At 66.2% G+C, this 18447-nt stretch carries 16 protein-coding genes and 2 tRNA genes; 8 read left to right on the top strand and 10 right to left on the bottom strand.

Annotation, left to right across the window (positions count from 1 at the left end; translation table 11 throughout):
• The first annotated feature begins 145 nt into the window (after positions 1-145).
• The 3 genes from T8K17_RS17765 to T8K17_RS17755 are packed head-to-tail and all read left to right on the top strand — an operon-like array spanning position 146 to position 3069.
• Positions 146-1150 carry a cysteine synthase A gene (locus tag T8K17_RS17765; RefSeq protein WP_322331072.1) on the top strand — a complete coding sequence of 335 codons (1005 nt, stop codon included), beginning with the start codon at positions 146-148 and terminating at the stop codon, positions 1148-1150.
• An 18-nt stretch (positions 1151-1168) separates the two neighbouring features.
• Positions 1169-2029 carry a 3-mercaptopyruvate sulfurtransferase gene (gene sseA, locus T8K17_RS17760; protein ID WP_322331071.1) on the top strand — a complete coding sequence of 287 codons (861 nt, stop codon included), beginning with the start codon at positions 1169-1171 and terminating at the stop codon, positions 2027-2029.
• On the top strand, positions 2026-3069 hold the full coding sequence (locus T8K17_RS17755; RefSeq protein WP_322331070.1) for a GNAT family acetyltransferase: 1044 nt from the start codon (positions 2026-2028) through the stop codon (positions 3067-3069). Before sseA ends, T8K17_RS17755 begins: the two co-directional genes overlap by 4 nt.
• Here the strand turns inward: T8K17_RS17755 and T8K17_RS17750 are convergent.
• The 5 genes from T8K17_RS17750 to T8K17_RS17730 all read right to left on the bottom strand — a co-directional run bounded on the left by T8K17_RS17750 (position 3034) and on the right by T8K17_RS17730 (position 8741).
• Positions 3034-4095, bottom strand: a complete 1062-nt coding sequence (locus T8K17_RS17750) for an SDR family oxidoreductase (RefSeq protein WP_322331069.1) — start codon at positions 4093-4095, stop codon at positions 3034-3036. The two genes, T8K17_RS17755 and T8K17_RS17750, sit on opposite strands and share 36 nt — an antisense overlap.
• 136 nt (positions 4096-4231) lie before the next feature.
• Positions 4232-5026, bottom strand: a complete 795-nt coding sequence (locus T8K17_RS17745; protein WP_322331068.1) for an amino acid ABC transporter ATP-binding protein — start codon at positions 5024-5026, stop codon at positions 4232-4234.
• A 35-nt stretch (positions 5027-5061) separates the two neighbouring features.
• The gene (locus T8K17_RS17740; RefSeq protein ID WP_322331067.1) at positions 5062-6411 is read right to left on the bottom strand and encodes an amino acid ABC transporter permease; all 1350 of its coding nucleotides are present in this window, start codon (positions 6409-6411) and stop codon (positions 5062-5064) included.
• Between the two features lie 2 nt (positions 6412-6413).
• Positions 6414-7439 (bottom strand): ABC transporter permease subunit, encoded by a 1026-nt coding sequence (locus T8K17_RS17735; RefSeq protein ID WP_322331066.1) that lies wholly within the window; start codon positions 7437-7439, stop codon positions 6414-6416.
• 261 nt (positions 7440-7700) lie between these two features.
• Positions 7701-8741, bottom strand: coding sequence for an amino acid ABC transporter substrate-binding protein (locus tag T8K17_RS17730; protein WP_322331065.1), 1041 nt, complete (start codon positions 8739-8741; stop codon positions 7701-7703).
• Between the two features lie 352 nt (positions 8742-9093).
• Here T8K17_RS17730 and metC point away from each other — a divergent pair, with 352 nt between their 5' ends.
• Both metC and T8K17_RS17720 read left to right on the top strand, forming a co-directional pair.
• Positions 9094-10314 carry a cystathionine beta-lyase gene (metC, locus tag T8K17_RS17725; RefSeq protein ID WP_322331064.1) on the top strand — a complete coding sequence of 407 codons (1221 nt, stop codon included), beginning with the start codon at positions 9094-9096 and terminating at the stop codon, positions 10312-10314.
• An 88-nt stretch (positions 10315-10402) separates the two neighbouring features.
• Positions 10403-11536, top strand: a complete 1134-nt coding sequence (locus tag T8K17_RS17720; RefSeq protein ID WP_322331063.1) for an HD-GYP domain-containing protein — start codon at positions 10403-10405, stop codon at positions 11534-11536.
• A 21-nt stretch (positions 11537-11557) separates the two neighbouring features.
• On the opposite strand, the gene T8K17_RS17715 is transcribed toward T8K17_RS17720, so the two are convergent.
• Both T8K17_RS17715 and T8K17_RS17710 read right to left on the bottom strand, forming a co-directional pair.
• The gene (locus T8K17_RS17715; protein ID WP_322331062.1) at positions 11558-13156 is read right to left on the bottom strand and encodes a rhodanese-like domain-containing protein; all 1599 of its coding nucleotides are present in this window, start codon (positions 13154-13156) and stop codon (positions 11558-11560) included.
• Positions 13157-13182: 26 nt separating this feature from the next.
• Positions 13183-15069, bottom strand: a complete 1887-nt coding sequence (locus T8K17_RS17710) for an ABC-F family ATP-binding cassette domain-containing protein (RefSeq protein WP_322331061.1) — start codon at positions 15067-15069, stop codon at positions 13183-13185.
• 98 nt (positions 15070-15167) lie between these two features.
• Between T8K17_RS17710 and T8K17_RS17705 the strand changes: the two genes are divergently transcribed.
• Positions 15168-16064 (top strand): DMT family transporter, encoded by an 897-nt coding sequence (locus T8K17_RS17705; protein ID WP_322331060.1) that lies wholly within the window; start codon positions 15168-15170, stop codon positions 16062-16064.
• A 97-nt stretch (positions 16065-16161) separates the two neighbouring features.
• Positions 16162-16806, top strand: coding sequence for a class I SAM-dependent methyltransferase (locus T8K17_RS17700; protein ID WP_322331059.1), 645 nt, complete (start codon positions 16162-16164; stop codon positions 16804-16806).
• 53 nt (positions 16807-16859) lie between these two features.
• Here T8K17_RS17700 and T8K17_RS17695 read toward each other — a convergent pair.
• From T8K17_RS17695 to T8K17_RS17685, 3 genes are all read right to left on the bottom strand, one after another.
• Positions 16860-16936: transfer RNA gene (locus T8K17_RS17695), tRNA-Arg, on the bottom strand.
• Positions 16937-16970: 34 nt separating this feature from the next.
• On the bottom strand, positions 16971-17276 hold the full coding sequence (locus T8K17_RS17690; RefSeq protein ID WP_322331058.1) for an ETC complex I subunit: 306 nt from the start codon (positions 17274-17276) through the stop codon (positions 16971-16973).
• 63 nt (positions 17277-17339) lie between these two features.
• Positions 17340-17416 (bottom strand) — tRNA-Pro (locus tag T8K17_RS17685).
• Positions 17417-17626: 210 nt separating this feature from the next.
• On the opposite strand from T8K17_RS17685, the gene T8K17_RS17680 reads away from it, so the two are divergent.
• Positions 17627-18289 carry a class I SAM-dependent methyltransferase gene (locus tag T8K17_RS17680; protein ID WP_322331057.1) on the top strand — a complete coding sequence of 221 codons (663 nt, stop codon included), beginning with the start codon at positions 17627-17629 and terminating at the stop codon, positions 18287-18289.
• Positions 18290-18447: the final 158 nt, after the last annotated feature.

The following is an 18447-nucleotide window of genomic DNA, read 5'->3' as shown; positions in this document are numbered from 1 at the left end:
CGCATCCGCGATCACTGTATTGACCGTCCTGCGGCCGGTTTCCCCCTCGCCTGCGCTTTATCCCCGCCTTCCGTCCGGCTAGGCTCTCATCAACGAGTTCGGCGCGATCCGCGCCGGCCACAGGATGACGGACGGAGACGACCTCATGGACGTGCGTGACGGTTTCATCGGCGCGATCGGCAACACCCCCCTGATCAAGCTCAAGGCGGCGTCGGAGCGCACCGGCTGCACAATCCTGGGCAAGGCCGAATTCCTCAATCCCGGCGGCTCGGTGAAAGACCGCGCCGCCCTGGCCATCGTGCGCGACGCCGAGGAGAAGGGCCTGCTGCGTCCGGGCGGCGTCATCGTCGAGGGGACCGCCGGCAATACCGGCATCGGCCTGTCGCTGGTCGGCAACGCGCTAGGTTACCGTAGCGTCATCGTCATGCCGGAGACCCAGAGCCAGGAGAAGAAGGACATGTTGCGCCTGTGCGGCGCCGACCTCCGCCTGGTCCCGGCCGTGCCGTACAAGGACCCGAACAACTACGTGCGCTATTCCGGACGCCTTGCCGAAGAGATTGCAGCGCAGGAGCCGAATGGCGCGATCTGGGCGAACCAGTTCGACAACGTCGCCAACCGCAAAGGCCACTACGAGACCACAGGTCCGGAGATCTGGGAGCAGACCGACGGCAAGGTCGACGGCTTCATCTGCTCGGTCGGCAGCGGCGGCACCCTTGGCGGCATCAGCATGGCGCTCAAGGAGCGCAACAAGGACATCCAGATCGGCCTCGCAGACCCGATGGGCAGCGCGATCTTCGGCTACTACGCCCATGGCGAACTGAAGGCCGAGGGCGGCTCGATCACCGAAGGCATCGGCCAGGGCCGCATCACCGCGAACCTGGAGGACATCGTCGTCGACCGCCCGTTCCAGGTGACCGACGAGGAGGCGCTTCCGGTGGTGTTCGACCTTCTGAAGGAGGAAGGCCTGTGTCTCGGTGGCTCCAGCGGCATCAACGTGATGGGCGCGATCAAGCTGGCCGAAGAGATGGGCCCCGGCCACACCATCGTGACGATCCTGTGCGACGGCGGCGCGCGCTACCAGTCGAAGCTGTTCAACCCGGCCTTCCTGCGCGAGAAGAACCTGCCCGTTCCGGCCTGGCTGGCTGATTGATCTGAAGGAATAGAGACCATGACCGACGCACTCGTCACCACCGACTGGCTGGCCGCGCATCTCGACGACCCGAAGGTGGTCGTCCTCGACGGCACCTATCACCTGCCGACGGCCAAGCGCGACGCCGACGCGGAGTTTCCGGAAGGCCACATCCCCGGCGCCCAGCGCTTCGACATCGACAAGGTCTGTGACCCGGACGATCCCCTGCCCCACATGATTCCGGCTGCGGAGACCTTCGCCAAGGCGGCGAGTGCGCTCGGTATCGACAGCGACACCATGGTCGTCGCCTATGACGTCTACGGCCTGCAGTCCGCCGCCCGGACCTGGTGGATGTTCCGGCTGTTCGGTCACGACAAAGTCGCCGTGCTCGACGGCGGCATGCCGAAATGGCAGGCCGAGGGCCGGCCGATGGAGACCGGACCGGCAAAGGCCCGCCCGGCGACCGACTTCAAGGCCACGTTCCGCCCGGAGCTGGTCAAGTCGCGCGACGACGTGCTGGCAGCGGTGAAGGCCGGCGACATGCAGATCGTCGACGCCCGGCCGGCCGGCCGCTTCACCGGCGACGAGCCGGAACCGCGTGCGGGCATGCGCTCCGGCCACATCCCCGGCTCCCGCTCGATGCCGAGCAGCGAGTTCACCGACAAGGCCACCAAGACGATGGTGGACACGCAGACCCTGGAGACGAAGTTCAAGGCAGCCGGGATCGACCCGTCCAAGCCGACGATCTCCTCCTGCGGGTCCGGTGTGACCGCCTGCATCATCGCCCTGTCGGCCTATCGCCTCGGGCATCCCGGCATGGCGGTGTATGACGGCTCCTGGTCCGACTGGGGCTCACGCCAGGACACTCCCGTGGTTACCGGTCCGGCCGACGCCCCATGAGCCTGACCTTCCGGCCGATCGAGACCGGCGATATCGACGGCGTCGTCGATCTGTGGGAGCGGTGCGGCCTCGTCGTCCCGCATAACGATCCGCGGCGGGACATCGAGTCCGCCCGCCGGGCGCCCGATGCCGACGTGCTGGTCGCCCACGTCCTGGGCAAGGTCGTGGCCTCGGTCATGGTCGGCTATGACGGCCATCGGGGCTGGGTGTACTACGTCGCCGTCGATCCGAACCGGCGCCGGGCCAGCATGGGGCGGCAGGTCATGGATGCGGCCGAGGCCTGGATGAAGGCCCGGGGCGTGCCCAAGGCCGAACTGCTGATCCGAGACACCAACGTCCAGGTTCGCGACTTCTACGCCAAGCTCGGCTGGAACGAGGAGCCCCGGGTGGTCATGAGCAAACCGATGGCCGATGCACCGGCGATCGGCCTCGGCACGGTGCAGACCGTCGTGACCGCCCTGGAGATGCTGAACCGGCCGACGCGCCCCTCGCCGCATCCGCCGTCGAGCGTGCGCACGGCCCTGATCCGGGCAGAGCCGCCGACGGTCTCGTTCTACCGCTACCTCTACAACACGGTCGGCGGCGACTGGACCTGGGTGTCCCGCCGCCTGATGGGCGACGACGAGCTCCGCGGCCATATCGCCGACCCGAAGGTGGAAATCTACGTGCTCTATGTGGATGGCGCGCCCGCGGGATACGGCGAGATCGACCGGCGCCAGGGCGGTGGCGACGTGGAACTCGCCTATTTCGGCCTTCTGCCCGACTTCATCGGACGCGGTGTGGGGCGGTATCTGCTGGACACCATCGTCGATATCGCCTGGACGGGACAGACCACGCGTCTATGGGTGCACACCTGCGACCTGGACCACCCCCGGGCCATCGGCACCTATCAGAAGGCCGGGTTCGTGCCGTTCGACCAGTATGTCGAGACCCTGCCGGATCCGCGTCTCGCCGGTCTTCCCCTGCCGCAGCGCCGGCCCGTTCCGTCCGATGCGGTCACCGTGTCAGGGAATGACACGGTGACGCCGATACGCCGCTAGGGCGCCGAGCAGACTGTCGCGGCTGGCATAGACCTTGTCGAAGCCGGCGCGGCGGATCTTCACCGTCGACGACATGTCGTCCCAGGTGGCCGAGAAGGTGGCATCGCCATAGGGACCGCTGGCGATCCGGCCGATATCCGGTTCGCTCAGCCCCTCGCGCGTCACCATTTCCCGCCAGGGCCCTTCCGCCGCGGCGAAGGACGCCGCCAGGCTCTCGGTCTTCACGCCGCCGGCCTCCATGCCGAAGAAGGCGGCGATGTCCGGCCAGACGTCCTTCCAGCGGAAATAGTCGGCATTGATCACGTTGAACGGCTGATTGGCGGCCGAGGGACTGGTCGCGCACCACTGCATCGCATCGACCAGCAGCTCGATATCGGTGACCTGGGAGACCCTGTCGAAATGGCCCTGGGCGCCCGGGAAGGTCAGCGGACGGCCCTGCTCGCGGCACAGCACCGCATGAACGGCGACCACGCTCAGGATGTTGTGCGGGTAACCGAGCGAGAAGCCGATCAGCAGATGCGGACGGGTGGTCGACCAGGTGAAGCCCCGCCTCGGAGCCGCGGCCTCCAACCAGTCCTGCTGGTCGAAATAGAAGTTCGGCACCGGACAGCGGGGATCGTCTTCCGCCGCCGGCGTCTTGAACGGGCCCACGTGGCTGCCGTACCACTTGGTGCCGTGGACCGAGTGGACATGGGCCAGGGCGGCACCGGCCGCCTCGGCCGCTTCGACGGTGTTCACCAGCATCGCGGTGTTGCGCGCCGCCTCGACCGCTGGGTCCGGGTCGGGTGCGCGGCCGGCGTAGAAGATATGTGTGACCGCCGCCCCACTGCCGGCGAGCGCCGCCGTCAGGCCGTCGCCGTCCGTCAGGTCGGCCGCGACATGCTCCAGCCCGTCGATGCCCGGTTTCGGCGGGGTCCGCGACAGGCCGATCACCCGCCACCCCTCGCCGAGCAGCCGCGTGGCGATACCGCGTCCTACGATTCCGGACACGCCGGCGATCAGGGCGACGCCCTTCTCCTCCGCCATGGTTTCCTCCCGATCGATTTTCTCGGTTTTTATGGTGGACCAAATAGATGGGGGGCGCACCGGCGAACCGGTACGCCCCCCGGACCTCCCCCGCCCCCCGCGGGTTTGGTCGTCTCCGGTCCCGTCGCGGACGCCGTCAGTGGGCCAGGATCTGGCTCAGGAACAGCTTGGTGCGGTCCGACTTGGGATTGTTGAAGAACTCGTCCGGAGTGTTCTGCTCCACGATCTCGCCCTCGTCCATGAAAATCACCCGGTCGGCAACGCGCTTGGCGAAGCCCATCTCGTGGGTGACGACCAGCATGGTCATGCCGGATTCGGCAAGGCCCACCATAACGTCCAGAACCTCGGAAATCATCTCCGGATCCAGGGCCGATGTCGGCTCGTCGAACAGCATGATGGTCGGGCTCATGCACAGCGACCGGGCGATCGCCACGCGCTGCTGCTGACCGCCGGAGAGCTGGCCGGGATACTTGGCGGCCTGCTCCGGGATCTTCACGCGCTCCAGATACTGCATGGCGATCTTCTCGGCCTCGGCCTTGGGCATGTTCTTCACCCAGATCGGCGCCAGGGTGCAGTTCTCCAGCACGGTCAGGTGCGGGAAGAGGTTGAACTGCTGGAACACCATGCCGACGTCGCGGCGGATCGCGTCGATGTTCTTCAGGTTGGACCCCATCTCGGTCCCGTTGACGATGATGTCGCCCGCCTGGTGCTCTTCCAGGCGGTTGATGCAGCGGATCATCGTCGACTTGCCGGACCCGGACGGGCCGCAGATCACGATGCGTTCGCCCTTGTTGACCGCAAGGTTGATGTCCTTCAGGACGTGGAACTCCCCGTACCACTTGTTCACCGAGGCCAGCTCGATGACCACCTCGTCGGAGATGGCGGAGGCGACGTGAACCGTCTCGTCGGGGAGGTGAGTGTCGATGCTCATTGGCACATTCCCTGTTCTCGCTCGTTATCGGTCCGTCACCGCCGGCCGTAGCCGCCGCCGATCGTCCGTTCGAGATGCTGGCTGTATTTCGACATGGCGAAGCAAAGCACGAAGAAGATGGCCGCGGTAAACAGCAGCGGTTCCGTGTGGAAGCCAAGCCAGGACGGGTTCTGGCCGGCGGCCTTGCCCATCAGCAGGATGTCGTAGAGACCGATGATGGAGACCAGCGTCGTGTCCTTCATCAGGCCCATGAAGCTGCCGACGATGTTCGGGATCATCAGCTTCAGCGCCTGGGGCATGACGATGAGGGCCATCATCTTCCAGAAGCTCAGGCCCATGGCCTGGGCCGCCTCGTACTGTCCCTTGCTCACCGCCTGCAGACCGCCTCGCACCGTCTCCGCCATGTAGGCGGCGGCGAAGATGCAGACCGCCACGATGACCATCGCCAGCTTCGGCGGGTTGATCTCCACCGGCAGGAAGAGCGGCATCATGGTCACGGCCATGAACAGGATGGTGATCAGCGGCACCGAGCGGAACAGCTCGATGAACGCCGTGCAGAACACCCGGATCACCGGCATCTTCGAGCGCCGGCCGAGGGCCAGGAGGATGCCGTTCGGCAGCGCCGAGGCGATACCGATGCCGGAGATCACCAGGGTCAGGAACAGCCCGCCCCAGATCGTCGTCGGCACCTCCTGCAGTTCCCAGGTCCCGATATAGATCATGGCCAGGACGAAGCCGATGCCGAAGGCCCCCATCAGCACGTATTTGTGCAGCCGGTCGTCCTTGTCGGCGAAGCCGGTGACCGAGACCAGGGTCTGCGGCAGCGACTTGCCCGCGACGTAGCAGAGGGTGACGTGCAGCCAGACCGACACGAACAGGGTCAGGGCGATCGCGGCCATCACGTGCAGGAAGATGCCCAGGTCGCCGCCGATGAACAGCGCCGATCCGAGGAAGGGGAAGGTCAGGACGGCGGACATGCCCACCTGGATCTTGCCGGTCACCTTGGGCAGCCAGAACGGGATCAGCCAGAGCAGCAGGATGATGCCGCCCAGATTGACCCGCCACTGCTCCTCGTCCGGATAACGGCCGTACATCATGCCGTTGAACCAGGCGCCGATGCCGGCCCAGCAGGCCCCCTCGCCCTTGTTGATGTCGAGGCACTCGCGATAGGTGTCGGCCGTCCAGACCGCATTCAGGATCCCGTACTCCACCGCGAACTGCAGGATCAGATAGACCACGTATATCCCGAGAAGGGTCAAGATCGCGTCGACAGGCCCGCCGAACAGGTTCTTGCGCAGCCAGCCGATGACACCGACCGTGTTGGGCGGCGGCGGCAGGCTCGGCTTCGGGCGGAACGCGGTGTCGGATTGGGTCGCATCCGTCATGATCACCGCTCCTTAATCTGAACGAGTTTGTTGTAGTAGTTCAGCGCTGCCGAGATGGTCAGGCTGACCGTCATGTAGAACAGCATCACCATGGCAACGATCTCGATCGCGTGGCCGGACTGGTTCAGCGAGGTCTGCATGAAGACCGCCACGAGATCCGGATAGCCGATGGCAATCGCCAGCGACGAGTTCTTCACCACGTTCATCCAGTTGCTGATCATCGGCGGAACGACCGCGCGCATGGCCTGCGGGATGACGACGAGACGCAGCGTCCAGGATGGCTTCAGCCCGAGGGAATAGGACGCCTCGGTCTGGCCGTGGCTGACCGACAGGATGCCGGCGCGCACCGCCTCCGCCATGAACACCGTGTGGTAGAGCACCAGGGCGAACAGCAGGGCGCAGAAGGCCCGCGGAACGTCGGCACCGCCCTGGAAGTTGAAGCCCTTGAGCGCGGGATAGTCGAAGGTCAGCGGCGCACCCAGGGCCAGGAAGGCCAGCAGCGGCAGTCCGAAGATCAGGCCGACGCCGGTCCAGAAGGCCGGGAAGCGCTGACCGGTCGCAAACTGACGCTTGGTTGCCCAGACCGTCACGCCATAGGCGGCGACGATGCCGAGCAGCACCATGATGATGACGATGTCGAAGCCGTCGCCCGGCACCGGCGCCGGTACATAGAAGCCTCGGTTGTTCAGGAAGAAGCTGTCCAGCCAGCCAAGGCTCTGCTTCGGCGGCGGCAGGGCCGACGACAGCGTGAACCAGAAGAGGATGTGGAGCAGCAGCGGGACGTTCCGCATCACCTCCACATAGGCGGAGGCCAGCTTCGCGATGACGAAGTTGCTCGACAGGCGCATCACGCCGACCACGAAGCCGAGCAGCGTGGTGGCGAGGATCGCGAAGAAGGACACGATCAGCGTGTTCGCGATGCCGACGAGAAAAACGTGGAAATAGGTGTCGCCCGCTTCGTAGTCGATGATCGACCACGCAATTGAGAAACCGGCGGTGCTGTTGAGGAAATCGAACCCGGTGGACATGCCGCGTGCCTGCAGGTTCGCGGCGGTGTTCGATATCAGAAACTGGGCCGACCAAATGACGGCTACGGCAACGATGATTTGATAGAAGATCGAACGATATCTTTCATCGTTTACGATCTCTGAAAATGAACGTGCGTCCCTTCGCGGAACACCCTTGTCGACAACGGACATCAATCAGTCCTCCCCCGAACCGTAAAACGTTCCGTCCAAAGAAACGGTGCCCGATCGAAGAATCGACCGGGCACCGAAACGTTCAGACGATCACCGGAACGGCGGGGAGTACATCAGGCCGCCCTTGGTCCACAGGTCGTTGACCGAGCCCTTGCGCGGGATGTTCATGACGGTCTTCGGACCCATGAACTCTTCGTAGTTCTCCGCGTAGTTGCCCACGGTCTTGATGATGTTGTAGGCCCACTCCGGCTCGAGGCCGAGACCCTTGTTCAGGTCGCCCTCGACGCCAAGCATGCGCTTGACTTCCGGGTTGGTGCTGCTGGCCTTCATCTCGTCGACGTTGCCAGAGTTGATGCCCATCTCCTCGGCGTTGATCATCGCGAACAGCGACCACAGGACGATGTCCTTCCACTGGCTGTCGTTCTGACGAACGACGGGGCCGAGCGGCTCCTTGGAGATGGTCTCCGGCAGGATCGAGAAGATCGACTGGTCCGGCGCCTTGGCGCGGGTCGAAGCCAGGCTCGACTTGTCGTTGGTGATGGCGTCGCAGCCGCCGGAGAAGAACGTGCTGTCACGCACGTTGCTGTCCTCGAACACGACCGGAGTGATGTCGAGGCTGTTGGTCCGGCTGTAGTCGGTCAGGTTCAGCTCGGTGGTGGTACCGGTCAGCACGCAGACCGTCGCACCCTTGAGCTCCATGGCGCTGTTCACGCCGCTGTCGTTGGTGACCATGAAGCCCTGGCCGTCATAGAAGTTCACCGTGGTGAAATCCAGGCCGAGCTGCGTATCGCGGAACAGGGTCCACGTGGTGGTGCGCGACAGCATGTCGGACTCGCCGTTCGCCATCGCGGTGAACCGGACGGCGGACGTCACCGACTGGTACTCGATCTTGTCCGGATCGCCGAAAATCGCCGCGGAAACCGCCCGGCAGTTCTCGACGTCGAAGCCGGACCATTTGCCGTCGTCGGACAGTGCGTAGAAGCCCGGCGCCGGAGTCCCGAGCTGACAACGGAGCATGCCGCGGTTCTTGACGATGTCCAGCGTGCTGTCCTGTGCCAGGACCGGCTCAGGAGTAAACGCGAGGCTCGCCAGGAACCCCGCGCCCAGAGCCAAAAGGCTGACCTTCTTCATGATGTGAAACCCACCCAGGTTATCGTTGTAACTGGATCGACCGATGCGATCCCGGATTCCAGCCTTCGCAAAGACCTTGCCAGGACGTCATTGACCGAATTCCGCGACTTCTCGCCCCCGTTCACCCCCAACAATTGCCCAAAACGCGTGCAATTGCCGTTCGGATGCCGTCAAAGGATGCAGTCCGCCCGGAACATGATCATTCCAACATGGCGTTTATAAGAAAAGCAAGCTTTCCAGGCATCGCCGCCAGCGGACTTGCCCCGGGCGCCAGAGAAACCGAGACTGCGTGTCCACGAATGCTCTCCCGCCCATTTCGCGACCAACCGCGACTTAGCCTGCCGAGGATCCGATGGCCGAAGACCGCCAGCACAAAACCCGCACCCGACTGATTCACGCCGGACGGACGCCGCACGAATTCAAAGGAGTCGTGAACACTCCGGTGTTCCACGCCTCGACGGTCCTCGCACCGAGTCTGGCGGCGTGGCGGGAAGTCCGCGCGGCGCCGCTGCCCAATTATCCGGAAGGGGTGGATGCCGCGGTGACCTACGGGGTCAGCGGCACGCCGACCACCTACCGTCTGGAAGCCGCCCTGTGTGAGATCTACAAGGCTGGCGACGTGGTGATGACCTCGTCCGGGCTCTCGGCCATCACCGCCGGCCTGCTGGCGGTCGTGAAAGCCGGAGATCATCTGCTGATGACCGACACCGCCTACTTCCCGACCCGGAAGTTCTGCGAGCAGGTCCTGGCTAAATATGGCGTGGAAACAACCTATTACGACCCGCGGATTGGGGCCGGTATCGCCGAGCTGATGCGCCCGAACACTACCTGCGTCTATACCGAAAGCCCCGGGTCGCAGACCTTCGAGGTGCAGGACATTCCCGCCATCGCCGAGGTCGCCCACAAGGCCGGCGCGGTGGTGATGATGGACAACACCTGGGGCACGCCGCTGTTCTGCGATCCCTTCGCCCTCGGCGTCGACATCGTCAACGAGGCGGTGACCAAGTATATCGGCGGCCATTCCGACGTGATCATGGGGCTGATCGCCAGCACCCGCGAATACAGCGAGCAGGTCCGCTCCACCGTCCGGCTGCACGGCCACTACGTGGCGCCGGACGACCTGTTTCTGGCGGCGCGCGGCCTGCGCACCATGGAGATCCGCCTGCGCCAGACCGGCGAGACCGGCCTCGCCCTGGCCCGCTGGATGGAGCAGCGGCCGGAAATCGAGTGCGTGCTGCATCCGGCGCTGGAAAGCCATCCGGACCATGCTCTGTGGAAGCGCGATTTCACCGGCTGCAGCGGGCTGTTCTCGGCCGTCTTCAAGCCGGTGCCAGATCAGGCTCTGGCCGCCTTCTACGACGGTCTCACCCTGTTCGGCATGGGGGCGAGCTGGGGCGGTTTCGAAAGCCTGGTGAAGCCGACCGACATCACCCTGGAGCGCAGCGCCACCGCCTGGCCCCATGAGGGACCGATCGTCCGGTTCTATACCGGCCTTGAGGATCCGGACGACCTGATCGCCGATGTCGAAGCCGGCCTGGACCGGATGCGGGCCGTCGCCGCCGCGGCGGGATGATTATCCTGTTAACCGCTCCGAAAGACCGCTGTACCTATCCTCACGGGCCCGATAAGCGCGTTGGGCCAAACGACTCGTAGAGATGCCCTTGGCCGACCGCCCCGCCTCCCCGCCCCGCAAGCCGCGGCTCGTGTTCTGCACCAGCCGTCCGGCACGCTATGCGGCCGTGCTCAACACGCTGCGGGAGACGTTCGCGATCACGGTGACGGGGAACGATTCCACCGCGTCGGACGCGATCGAGAGCCGGCCCGACGCGGTCATCATCGAGGACCAGCTCGTCGGCGGCGACGGGATCTGGCTCGCCCAGCAGGCCCACGCCCTGCGCGGCGACAGCCGGCGGACACTGATCATGGTGGCGCCGAAACAGACCCTGCAGGTGGGACGCCTGCTCGAGGAGGGCGTGATCGACGCGGCGATCGTCGGGGCGCCGGAGCCGGGCGAGTTCCTGGAGCGGTTCTGGCGGGCCCACGGCACCGCCACCGAAGACGAGGCGATCGGCGCCCTCTCCGCCCCGGCCTCCCGGGTGATCCGGGACAGCCGCCAGCTCTTCACCCGGCTCGAGGGCATGGCCGAAAGCGGTGCGATCGATCTGGAGGGGCGGCGCCTGGTGGCCACTGCCGCCGCGAGCGTGGTCGACCTCGCGGGCGATCCGAGCGTGGCGCCCATGCTTCATCAGCTTCGGGGGCACCACGACAACACCTTCGCTCATAGTCTTCGGGTCGGAATCCTGATGGCGTCCTTCGGCCGGGCCATCGGCGTCCCGCAGGACCAGCTTCGGCTGATGGCGGAGACCGGGTTGCTTCACGATATCGGCAAGATGCAGGTACCGCTGGCGATCCTGGCGAAGCCCGGATCCCTCACAGAGGACGAACGTCGGGTGATGAACCTGCATCCGGTGTTCGGCGCCGACCTCGTCCAGGACGGCTACAGCGACCTGCCGGCTCTGGTCGCAGCCGTCCGGCACCACCACGAGAAGCTCGACGGCACGGGCTACCCTGACGGCCAGGCCCGCGGACAGATCCACGAAATGTCCCTATGCACCGCCGTGGTCGACATCTTCTCCGCGCTCACGGACCGGCGGGACTACAAGCCGCCGATGGAGCGGGACCAGGCATTCGACATCATGGACTCGATTGTCGGAACTCATCTTGAACCCCGACTGTACAAACGGTTCAGAGAACTGGTGCTGGACACCGAACTGGTCGAGGAACCGCTCGTCTGAACGGTCCTCGGCAGGCTGGTGTCAGGCCGGGAAGTGCTTGAAGCTGATGCCGCCGGCCTTCTTGATCTGCTCGACCAGCGCGACTTCCCACGTCAGGTAGTCGTTCATCGCCTTCTCGATTTCCGCCTTGTTGGTGCGGTCGTAGGGCCGCAGGTAACTGTCATTCGGCTCCGACAGTACGGCCGTCATGCCGCTCTGCATCGGCAGGTTCGCGACCTTCCAGGCGGCCGTGCCTCCGTCGATCGTGACCACCTCGCGGCCGCTGTCGGCCAGATCGGCGGCGGCGAAGCGCGCCAGCATCCCGTCCGGCGAGGTGAGGACGAGGATCTTGTCCGCCGGGATCTTCGACAGGTTCTCCGCGATTGCGACGCGGCCGGCCCACCACGCCCCCTCGGGATGTGCGTCGCGATAGTCCAGCGCCTTGGCCAGATCCAGAATGACGGCCCCCGCTTCCACCAGCGCCTTGGCCGCCGCGGCGGGGACCGACTTGACGTGGGCCACCGTCTCCAGGCCGAGGATCTCCGGCGTGTAGCGCCCCGAGGCCGTCCGCTGGCTGTCCATGGGGGCGTCCAGCACATGGACGTCGTTCCAGCCGAGCTGGACAAGCCAGCTCGCGGTCATCAGCGCACGGACCTTGCGGTCGTCGACCAGGACGACGCGGGCGTTGCGCACCGGCAGGTAGCTGTCGGTCGCCTGCACGAGCTGGCCACCCGGGGCGTGCCGGCTGTCGGCGATGCGCTGCGCCTCGAACTCCTCCAGGGTGCGCACATCGAGAATGGCAAGGGTGCGGCTGTCCCGCTCGCCGCGCCAGCTGTCCAAGGTGTCGGCGTCCACGGTCTTTACCCCGAACCGCTTGGCACAGGCCTGCGCATGGTCCAGCGCCTTGGCGAACGTGTCGTCCGCCGGCGCCGGGGCGGTGCGGTCGTTGCCATGCTCGAGCTGATAGCCCGACAGGTGCCAGCCCATGGTGCCATTGCGCAAGGCCACAACCTTGTTGGGGATGCCGGCATTGATCAGCGACTGGGCGCCGATGATCGACCGGGTGCGGCCGGCGCAGTTCACCACCACGGTGGTATCGGCATCGGGTGCAACCTGCCCGACCCGATAGACCAGCTCGGCGCCCGGCACGTCGATGCCGGTGGGGATGTTCATGACCCGGTACTCGTCCATCGGCCGGCTGTCGAGGACGACCAGCTTCTCGCCGGAATCCATCATCGCCTTCAATTCGTCGGCCGATACAGACGGCGTGTCATAGGCATGCTCGACGAACTCGCCGAACGCCTTGGACGGGACGTACATGCCGCTGAACAGCTCGAACCCGGCATCGGCCCAGGCCTTGGTGCCGCCCCCAAGGACCGATACGTCGGTATAGCCGAAGCCTTCCAGCAGCGCGGCGGCCCGCTGGGCCAACCCCTCGCCCGCGTCCTCGACCACGATGCGCGTGGAGCGGCGCGGGACCTGCTCGCCGACCCGCATCTCGAGCTGACCAAGCGGGATATTGGCCGCGAGGATCGGATGCGACGCCCCGTAGGCCGCCTGTTCGCGCACGTCGATCAGCGCGATCTCCCCGTCCCCGTCCAGCGTCGCCTTCAGGGTCGCTGCGTCGATCGTCTTGGCCATATCCATTTCCTCCCTTGGTCCGCCGGTCAGGCCGCTGTCGATTCCAGCGCCTCGGCGGTTGCCAGCCAGTGTTCCTCGGCCTTCTCGATGGCGGCGTCGAGATCCGCCTTCTTCTGGATAAGCTTCTGCAGCTCCGCGGTCGACCCGTCATAGGTCGAGGAGTCGCCGAGTTTGGCGACCACCGCCTCGCGTTGCTGCACGAGCTTTTCCAGGGCCTTCTCGGCGTCCTTCGCCTGCTTGCGCAGCTCGGCGTTCTGACGTCGGCTCTCGGCGTTCTGGCGGCGTTGGTCCTTCTTGTTGACCTTCTCGCCGTCCTTGTCCCGGCTCTTCTCGCCGCGGCGGTCGTCGCGAATCCGGTCGCGATAGGCGGTCAGGTCGCCGTCGAAGCGCGACACCGTACCGTCGGCGACCAGCCACAGCCGGTCGACCGTCAGCTCCATCAGGCGCCGGTCATGGCTGATCAGGATGACCGCGCCAGAAAAGTCATTCATCGCCTGCACCAGCGCGATGCGGGCGTCGATGTCGAGGTGGTTGGTCGGCTCGTCGAGCACCAGGACATGGGGATCGTCGGCCATGACCAGGGCCAGGGACAGCCGCGCCTTCTCGCCGCCGGAAAGCGCCCCGACCCGGGTGGTCTGCTTGTCCTGGGTCAGGCCGACGGAGCCGAGCCGGGCGCGGACCCGGTCCACCGGCTGCCCCTTCAGGCGGCGGGCGAGGTGATCGACCGCCGTGTCGTTCGGATCGAGTTCGTCGGCATGGTGCTGGGCGACATAGCCGACCCGCAGCTTCGCCGCGCGATGGATCTCGCCGCTGGCGGCCTGAAGTTCGCCTGCGATGAAGCGCGCCAGGGTCGTCTTGCCGTTGCCGTTGGCGCCGAGCAGTCCGATGCGGTCGTCCGGATCCAGGCGCAGGTCGAGGTTGCGCAGGATCGGCTTGCCCGGTTCGTAGGCAATCGACGCCTTGTCGATCGCCAGCAGCGGCGGCGCCAGTTCCTCCGGCTCGGGGAAGCGGAAGCGGGTCTCCGGATCGGACACGGCCGCCGGGATCACGTCCATCTTCTCCAGCATCTTGATCCGGCTCTGGGCCTGGCGGGCCTTGGACGCCTTGGCACGGAAGCGGTCGACGAAGGACTGCAGATGCTTGCGCTGGGCTTCCTGCTTGGTGCGTTCCGCCTCGATCTGCGCCAGCCGCTCCTCGCGCATGCGCTCGAAGGTGTCGTAGTTGCCGGTGTACTGGTTCAGGGTCTGCCGCTCGACCTGCAGGATCGTGGTCGGCACCGCGTTCAGCAGGTCGCGGTCGTGGCTGACGACGATCAGCGTCTTGGGATAGGCCTTGAGGTGCTGCTCCAGCCAAACCGTGGTCTCCAGGTCCAGGTGGTTGGTCGGCTCGTCGAGCAGGAGCAGTTCCGGCTCCTGGAACAGCACGCCGGCCAGCGCCACGCGCATCCGCCAGCCGCCGGAATACTCCGACAGCGGCCGCTTCTGCATGTCCTCGGTGAAGCCGAGACCGGCGAGGATCCGGGCGGCCCGGGCCGGGGCGGCATGGGCGTCGATATCGACCAGGCGGGTCTGGATTTCGGCGATCCGGTTCGGGTCGGTTGCTGTCTCCGACTCGATCAGCAGGGCGGCGCGTTCCTTGTCGGCGGCCAGCACATGCTCGATCGGCGTCTCGCTGCCGCCCGGCGCCTCCTGACGCACCCACCCGATGGCGTTCTGCAGCGCGAACGGCCCGGTGAGGCTGACCGAGCCCAGGTCGGTCTGCAGCTCGCCGACGATGACCTTCAGCAGGGTCGATTTACCGGTCCCGTTGCGCCCGACCAGGCCGACCCGGTGTCCGGGCGGAATCGTGGCGGTGGCGTCTTCGAGCAGGATGCGTCCGGCGACGCGCACGGTGATGTTTCGAATCGACAGCATGGGCGCGGTGATAGCACCACGGGGCCGAGCCGGCCAAGCGGGAACCCGTGCATGTTCGCACCTTCCCTCCCCCCACCGCCGAGCGTATGACTGGACGGATGGTCTCTCCCGCCCTGCCGCATGCCGGTTCCTCCAACGCCGCCAAGGCGATTCTGATGATGGTTGCCGCGGCGGGCATCCTCACCGTCAACGACGCCATCGCGAAATGGCTCACCGAGCGGTACCCGGTGGGTCAGGTGCTGGCGATGCGCGGCGGGATTGTGGTGGTGCTCGTCTATAGCTGGGCCGTCGTCTCCGGCCGCGGATCGGTCCTGCGGGTCAAGAGCTGGCCGCTGCATCTGGCGCGCGGCGGGCTGATGGCGGTCTCCACCTTTCTGTTCGTCACCTCGCTCTGGCTGCTGCCCATCGCCGATGCCATCGCCATCTCCTTCGCCGGCCCGATCTTCGCCACCGCCCTCGCCGCCCTGATCCTGGGCGAGCCGGTGGGCTGGCGGCGATGGAGCGCGGTCGCGGTCGGCTTCGCCGGCGTCGTCGTCATGGTGCGGCCGACCCCGGAGATGTTCCGCGTCGTCGCGCTGATCCCGATCGTGGCCGCCTTCGTCGGTGCCCTGCGGGACATCGTGACCCGCAGGCTGGGGACCGGCGGGGAGTCGACGCTGATGGTGCTGATCGTCTCCACCAGCATCGTCGCCTTTGCCGGGCTGCTGACTCTGCCCTTCGGCTGGGTCGTGCCCACTCTTTCCGAGCTCGGCCTGATCGCCGCCACCTCCGTTCTGGTGGCGGTTGCCCAGGGGCTGATGATCGAGAGCCTGCGGCTCGGCGAGGTCGGTCTGGTCGGGCCGTTCAAATACACCAGCCTTCTCTGGGCGCTGCTGCTCGGCCTGTTCGTATGGGGCGACGTGCCCGGATCCTGGACCCTGGCCGGCGCGGCTCTGGTCGTCGCCAGCGGGCTGTACATCTGGCATCGCGAGACTGCCATGCGCCGCAGCACCTGAGCGCCGCCGGGGATGCGGGGGTCGACATCGGCGCGGGGCCCGGTAGGCTCATGGGCTCACCCGAACCGAGATCCACAAGACCCGACGGGGAGCAATCGTGACCGATTACGACAAGATTCTGCGCAGCGACGGCCAGGTTTCCATGGACGGCAGCACCAACGCCGTGACCTACGACGCCTGGGCCACCGACTATGACCGCGAGTTGGCGGGCTGGGGATACGAAGCCCCGACCCGGGCGGCTGCGTTTCTTGCCAGGTATCTGGAGGACAAGACCGCCGCCCGCGTGCTGGATTGCGGCTGCGGCACCGGGATGACCGGCGTAGCGCTGCGCGAGGCCGGTTTCGACGGCCCCCTGGTCGGGTTCGACATGTCCCAGGCGAGCCTCGACGTCGCCCGCGAAAAGTCCATCTACGCCGACCTGCAACCGGTCGACCTCAACGGTCTGCTACCCCTGGAGGCGGACAGCATCGACGGCATTCTCTGCGTCGGGGTGCTGACCTATGTGGACCAGGGTCCGCTGCTGCGCGAATGGATGCGGGTCCTGCGCCCGGGCGGCGTCGCCGTCTTCACCTGCCGTCAGGATTTCTGGGATAGCCGCGACTTCGAGACAAGCCTGGGCAGCCTGGAAGCCGAAGGCAGCCTGCGGCGCCTGGAGGTCACCGGGCCGATGCCCTACCTCCCCGGCAACCCCGAATTCGGGACGAAGATCCAGATCCGATACGGCATCGTCGGCGCGGCCTGAGCGCGGCCGCCCGGCCGCTTCCTCCAAGCAGGCGCCAAAGGCCTTGGGGAAAATGGCGCGCCCAGCAGGACTCGAACCTGCAACCGTCCGCTTAGAAGGCGGATGCTCTATCCAGTTGAGCTATGGGCGCCCGATGCGCCACACAAAGCGGCGGCTGGCAGGCGTCAGTGGGTCCAGTTGCCGCGTCGGTTGAACGCGAAATTGTCGGCATAGGCCTTCGGCTTCAGCACCCGCTCGCGGGGCTCCTGGACGATGAAGGCGAAGCCGTGCTTGCGGGCAAAGGCGATCGCCTCTTCCTTGCTGTCGAACGGAATGCGGACCTGGTTCGTGGTGTCGCCGGCCGAGACCCAACCCATCAGCGGCTCGGGGATCCGGCGGGACTCGGCCCGGTATTCCAGCATCCAAGCCTTGGTCTTGGCCCGACCCGACTGCATGGCGGTCTTCGCCGGCTTGTAGATCCGAACCATCATCGCAAGGACGCTCCTCACTGTGGCGCCGTCCAACGGGCTGGCGACGCGTGATAACCCATGTCGTGGTCGGGGTGGACGGATTCGAACCGCCGGCCCTCTGCTCCCAAAGCAGATGCGCTACCAGGCTGCGCTACACCCCGTGCCCCGACACTCTTCCAGATGGATATCCGCACAGCCCCCGTATCGCAAGCCGAGAGTCGCCCCAAGGCCAGGTTGCAGCCTGGCCGCGCTTTCGCGGGAGAACCCCGCCTGCATCGGCGCGTTTGACCTTTGCCGCCGCGGGCCGCTTGCCGGACCCGCGCCGGTCCGTCACCATCGCGCCGCTTCCGGCTTCCCCTGACGAGAGACCCATGGCCAACCGAACCCTGACCTTCGACGAGACCCTCTACGCCTATCTGGCCAATGTCGGAGGCCGGGAGCCGGAGGTCGGCGCCAGACTGCGGGCGGTCACCGCCGAGATGTCCGAGGCCGGCATGCAGATCTCCGCCGACCAGGGCAATGTGATGGCCTTCCTGGTCGAACTTCTCGGGGTCCGGCGGGCGGTGGAGGTGGGCACCTTCACCGGCTATTCCGCCCTGCGCATGGCTCTGGCGCTGCCCGAGGGCGGCTCCCTGGTGTGCTGCGACGTCAGCGACGAGTTCACCCGTATCGGCCGCCCGTTCTGGGAGGAAGCCGGGGTCGCCGACCGCATCGACCTGCGCCTGGCGCCGGCAACGGAAACCCTGCAGGCGATGATCGACGGCGGCGAGGCCGGGACGGTGGACCTGATGTTCATCGACGCCGACAAGCCGAACTACGACGCCTATTACGAGTTGGGCCTGGTGTTGGTGCGGACCGGCGGGCTGATCCTGGTGGACAACGTCCTGTGGTCCGGCGCGGTGGTCGACGAGACGGACCAGAGCGACAGCACCCGGGTGATCCGCGACCTCAACGCCAAGATCCTGGAGGACGAGCGCGTGTCGATGGCGATGCTGGGCATCGGCGACGGGCTGACCATGGTGCGGAAACGGTAACGGGCGCACCTGGCCCTTCGACACGTCGCTGCGCTCCTGCTCAGGGCGAGGTCCAAGAGAGCATCACATTCGTCGTCATCCCGAACTCGTTTCGGGACCTTTTCACGAACCCAGACCGATGAGGTCCCGAAACAAGTTCGGGATGACATCTTAGGATT

Origin of the sequence: Thalassobaculum sp. OXR-137 (genome assembly GCF_034377285.1) — a bacterium.
In the GTDB taxonomy this organism is placed as follows: domain Bacteria; phylum Pseudomonadota; class Alphaproteobacteria; order Thalassobaculales; family Thalassobaculaceae; genus Thalassobaculum.
Note: the sequence above shows the minus strand (reverse complement) of the source record. Positions and strands in the feature narration are given on the sequence as shown.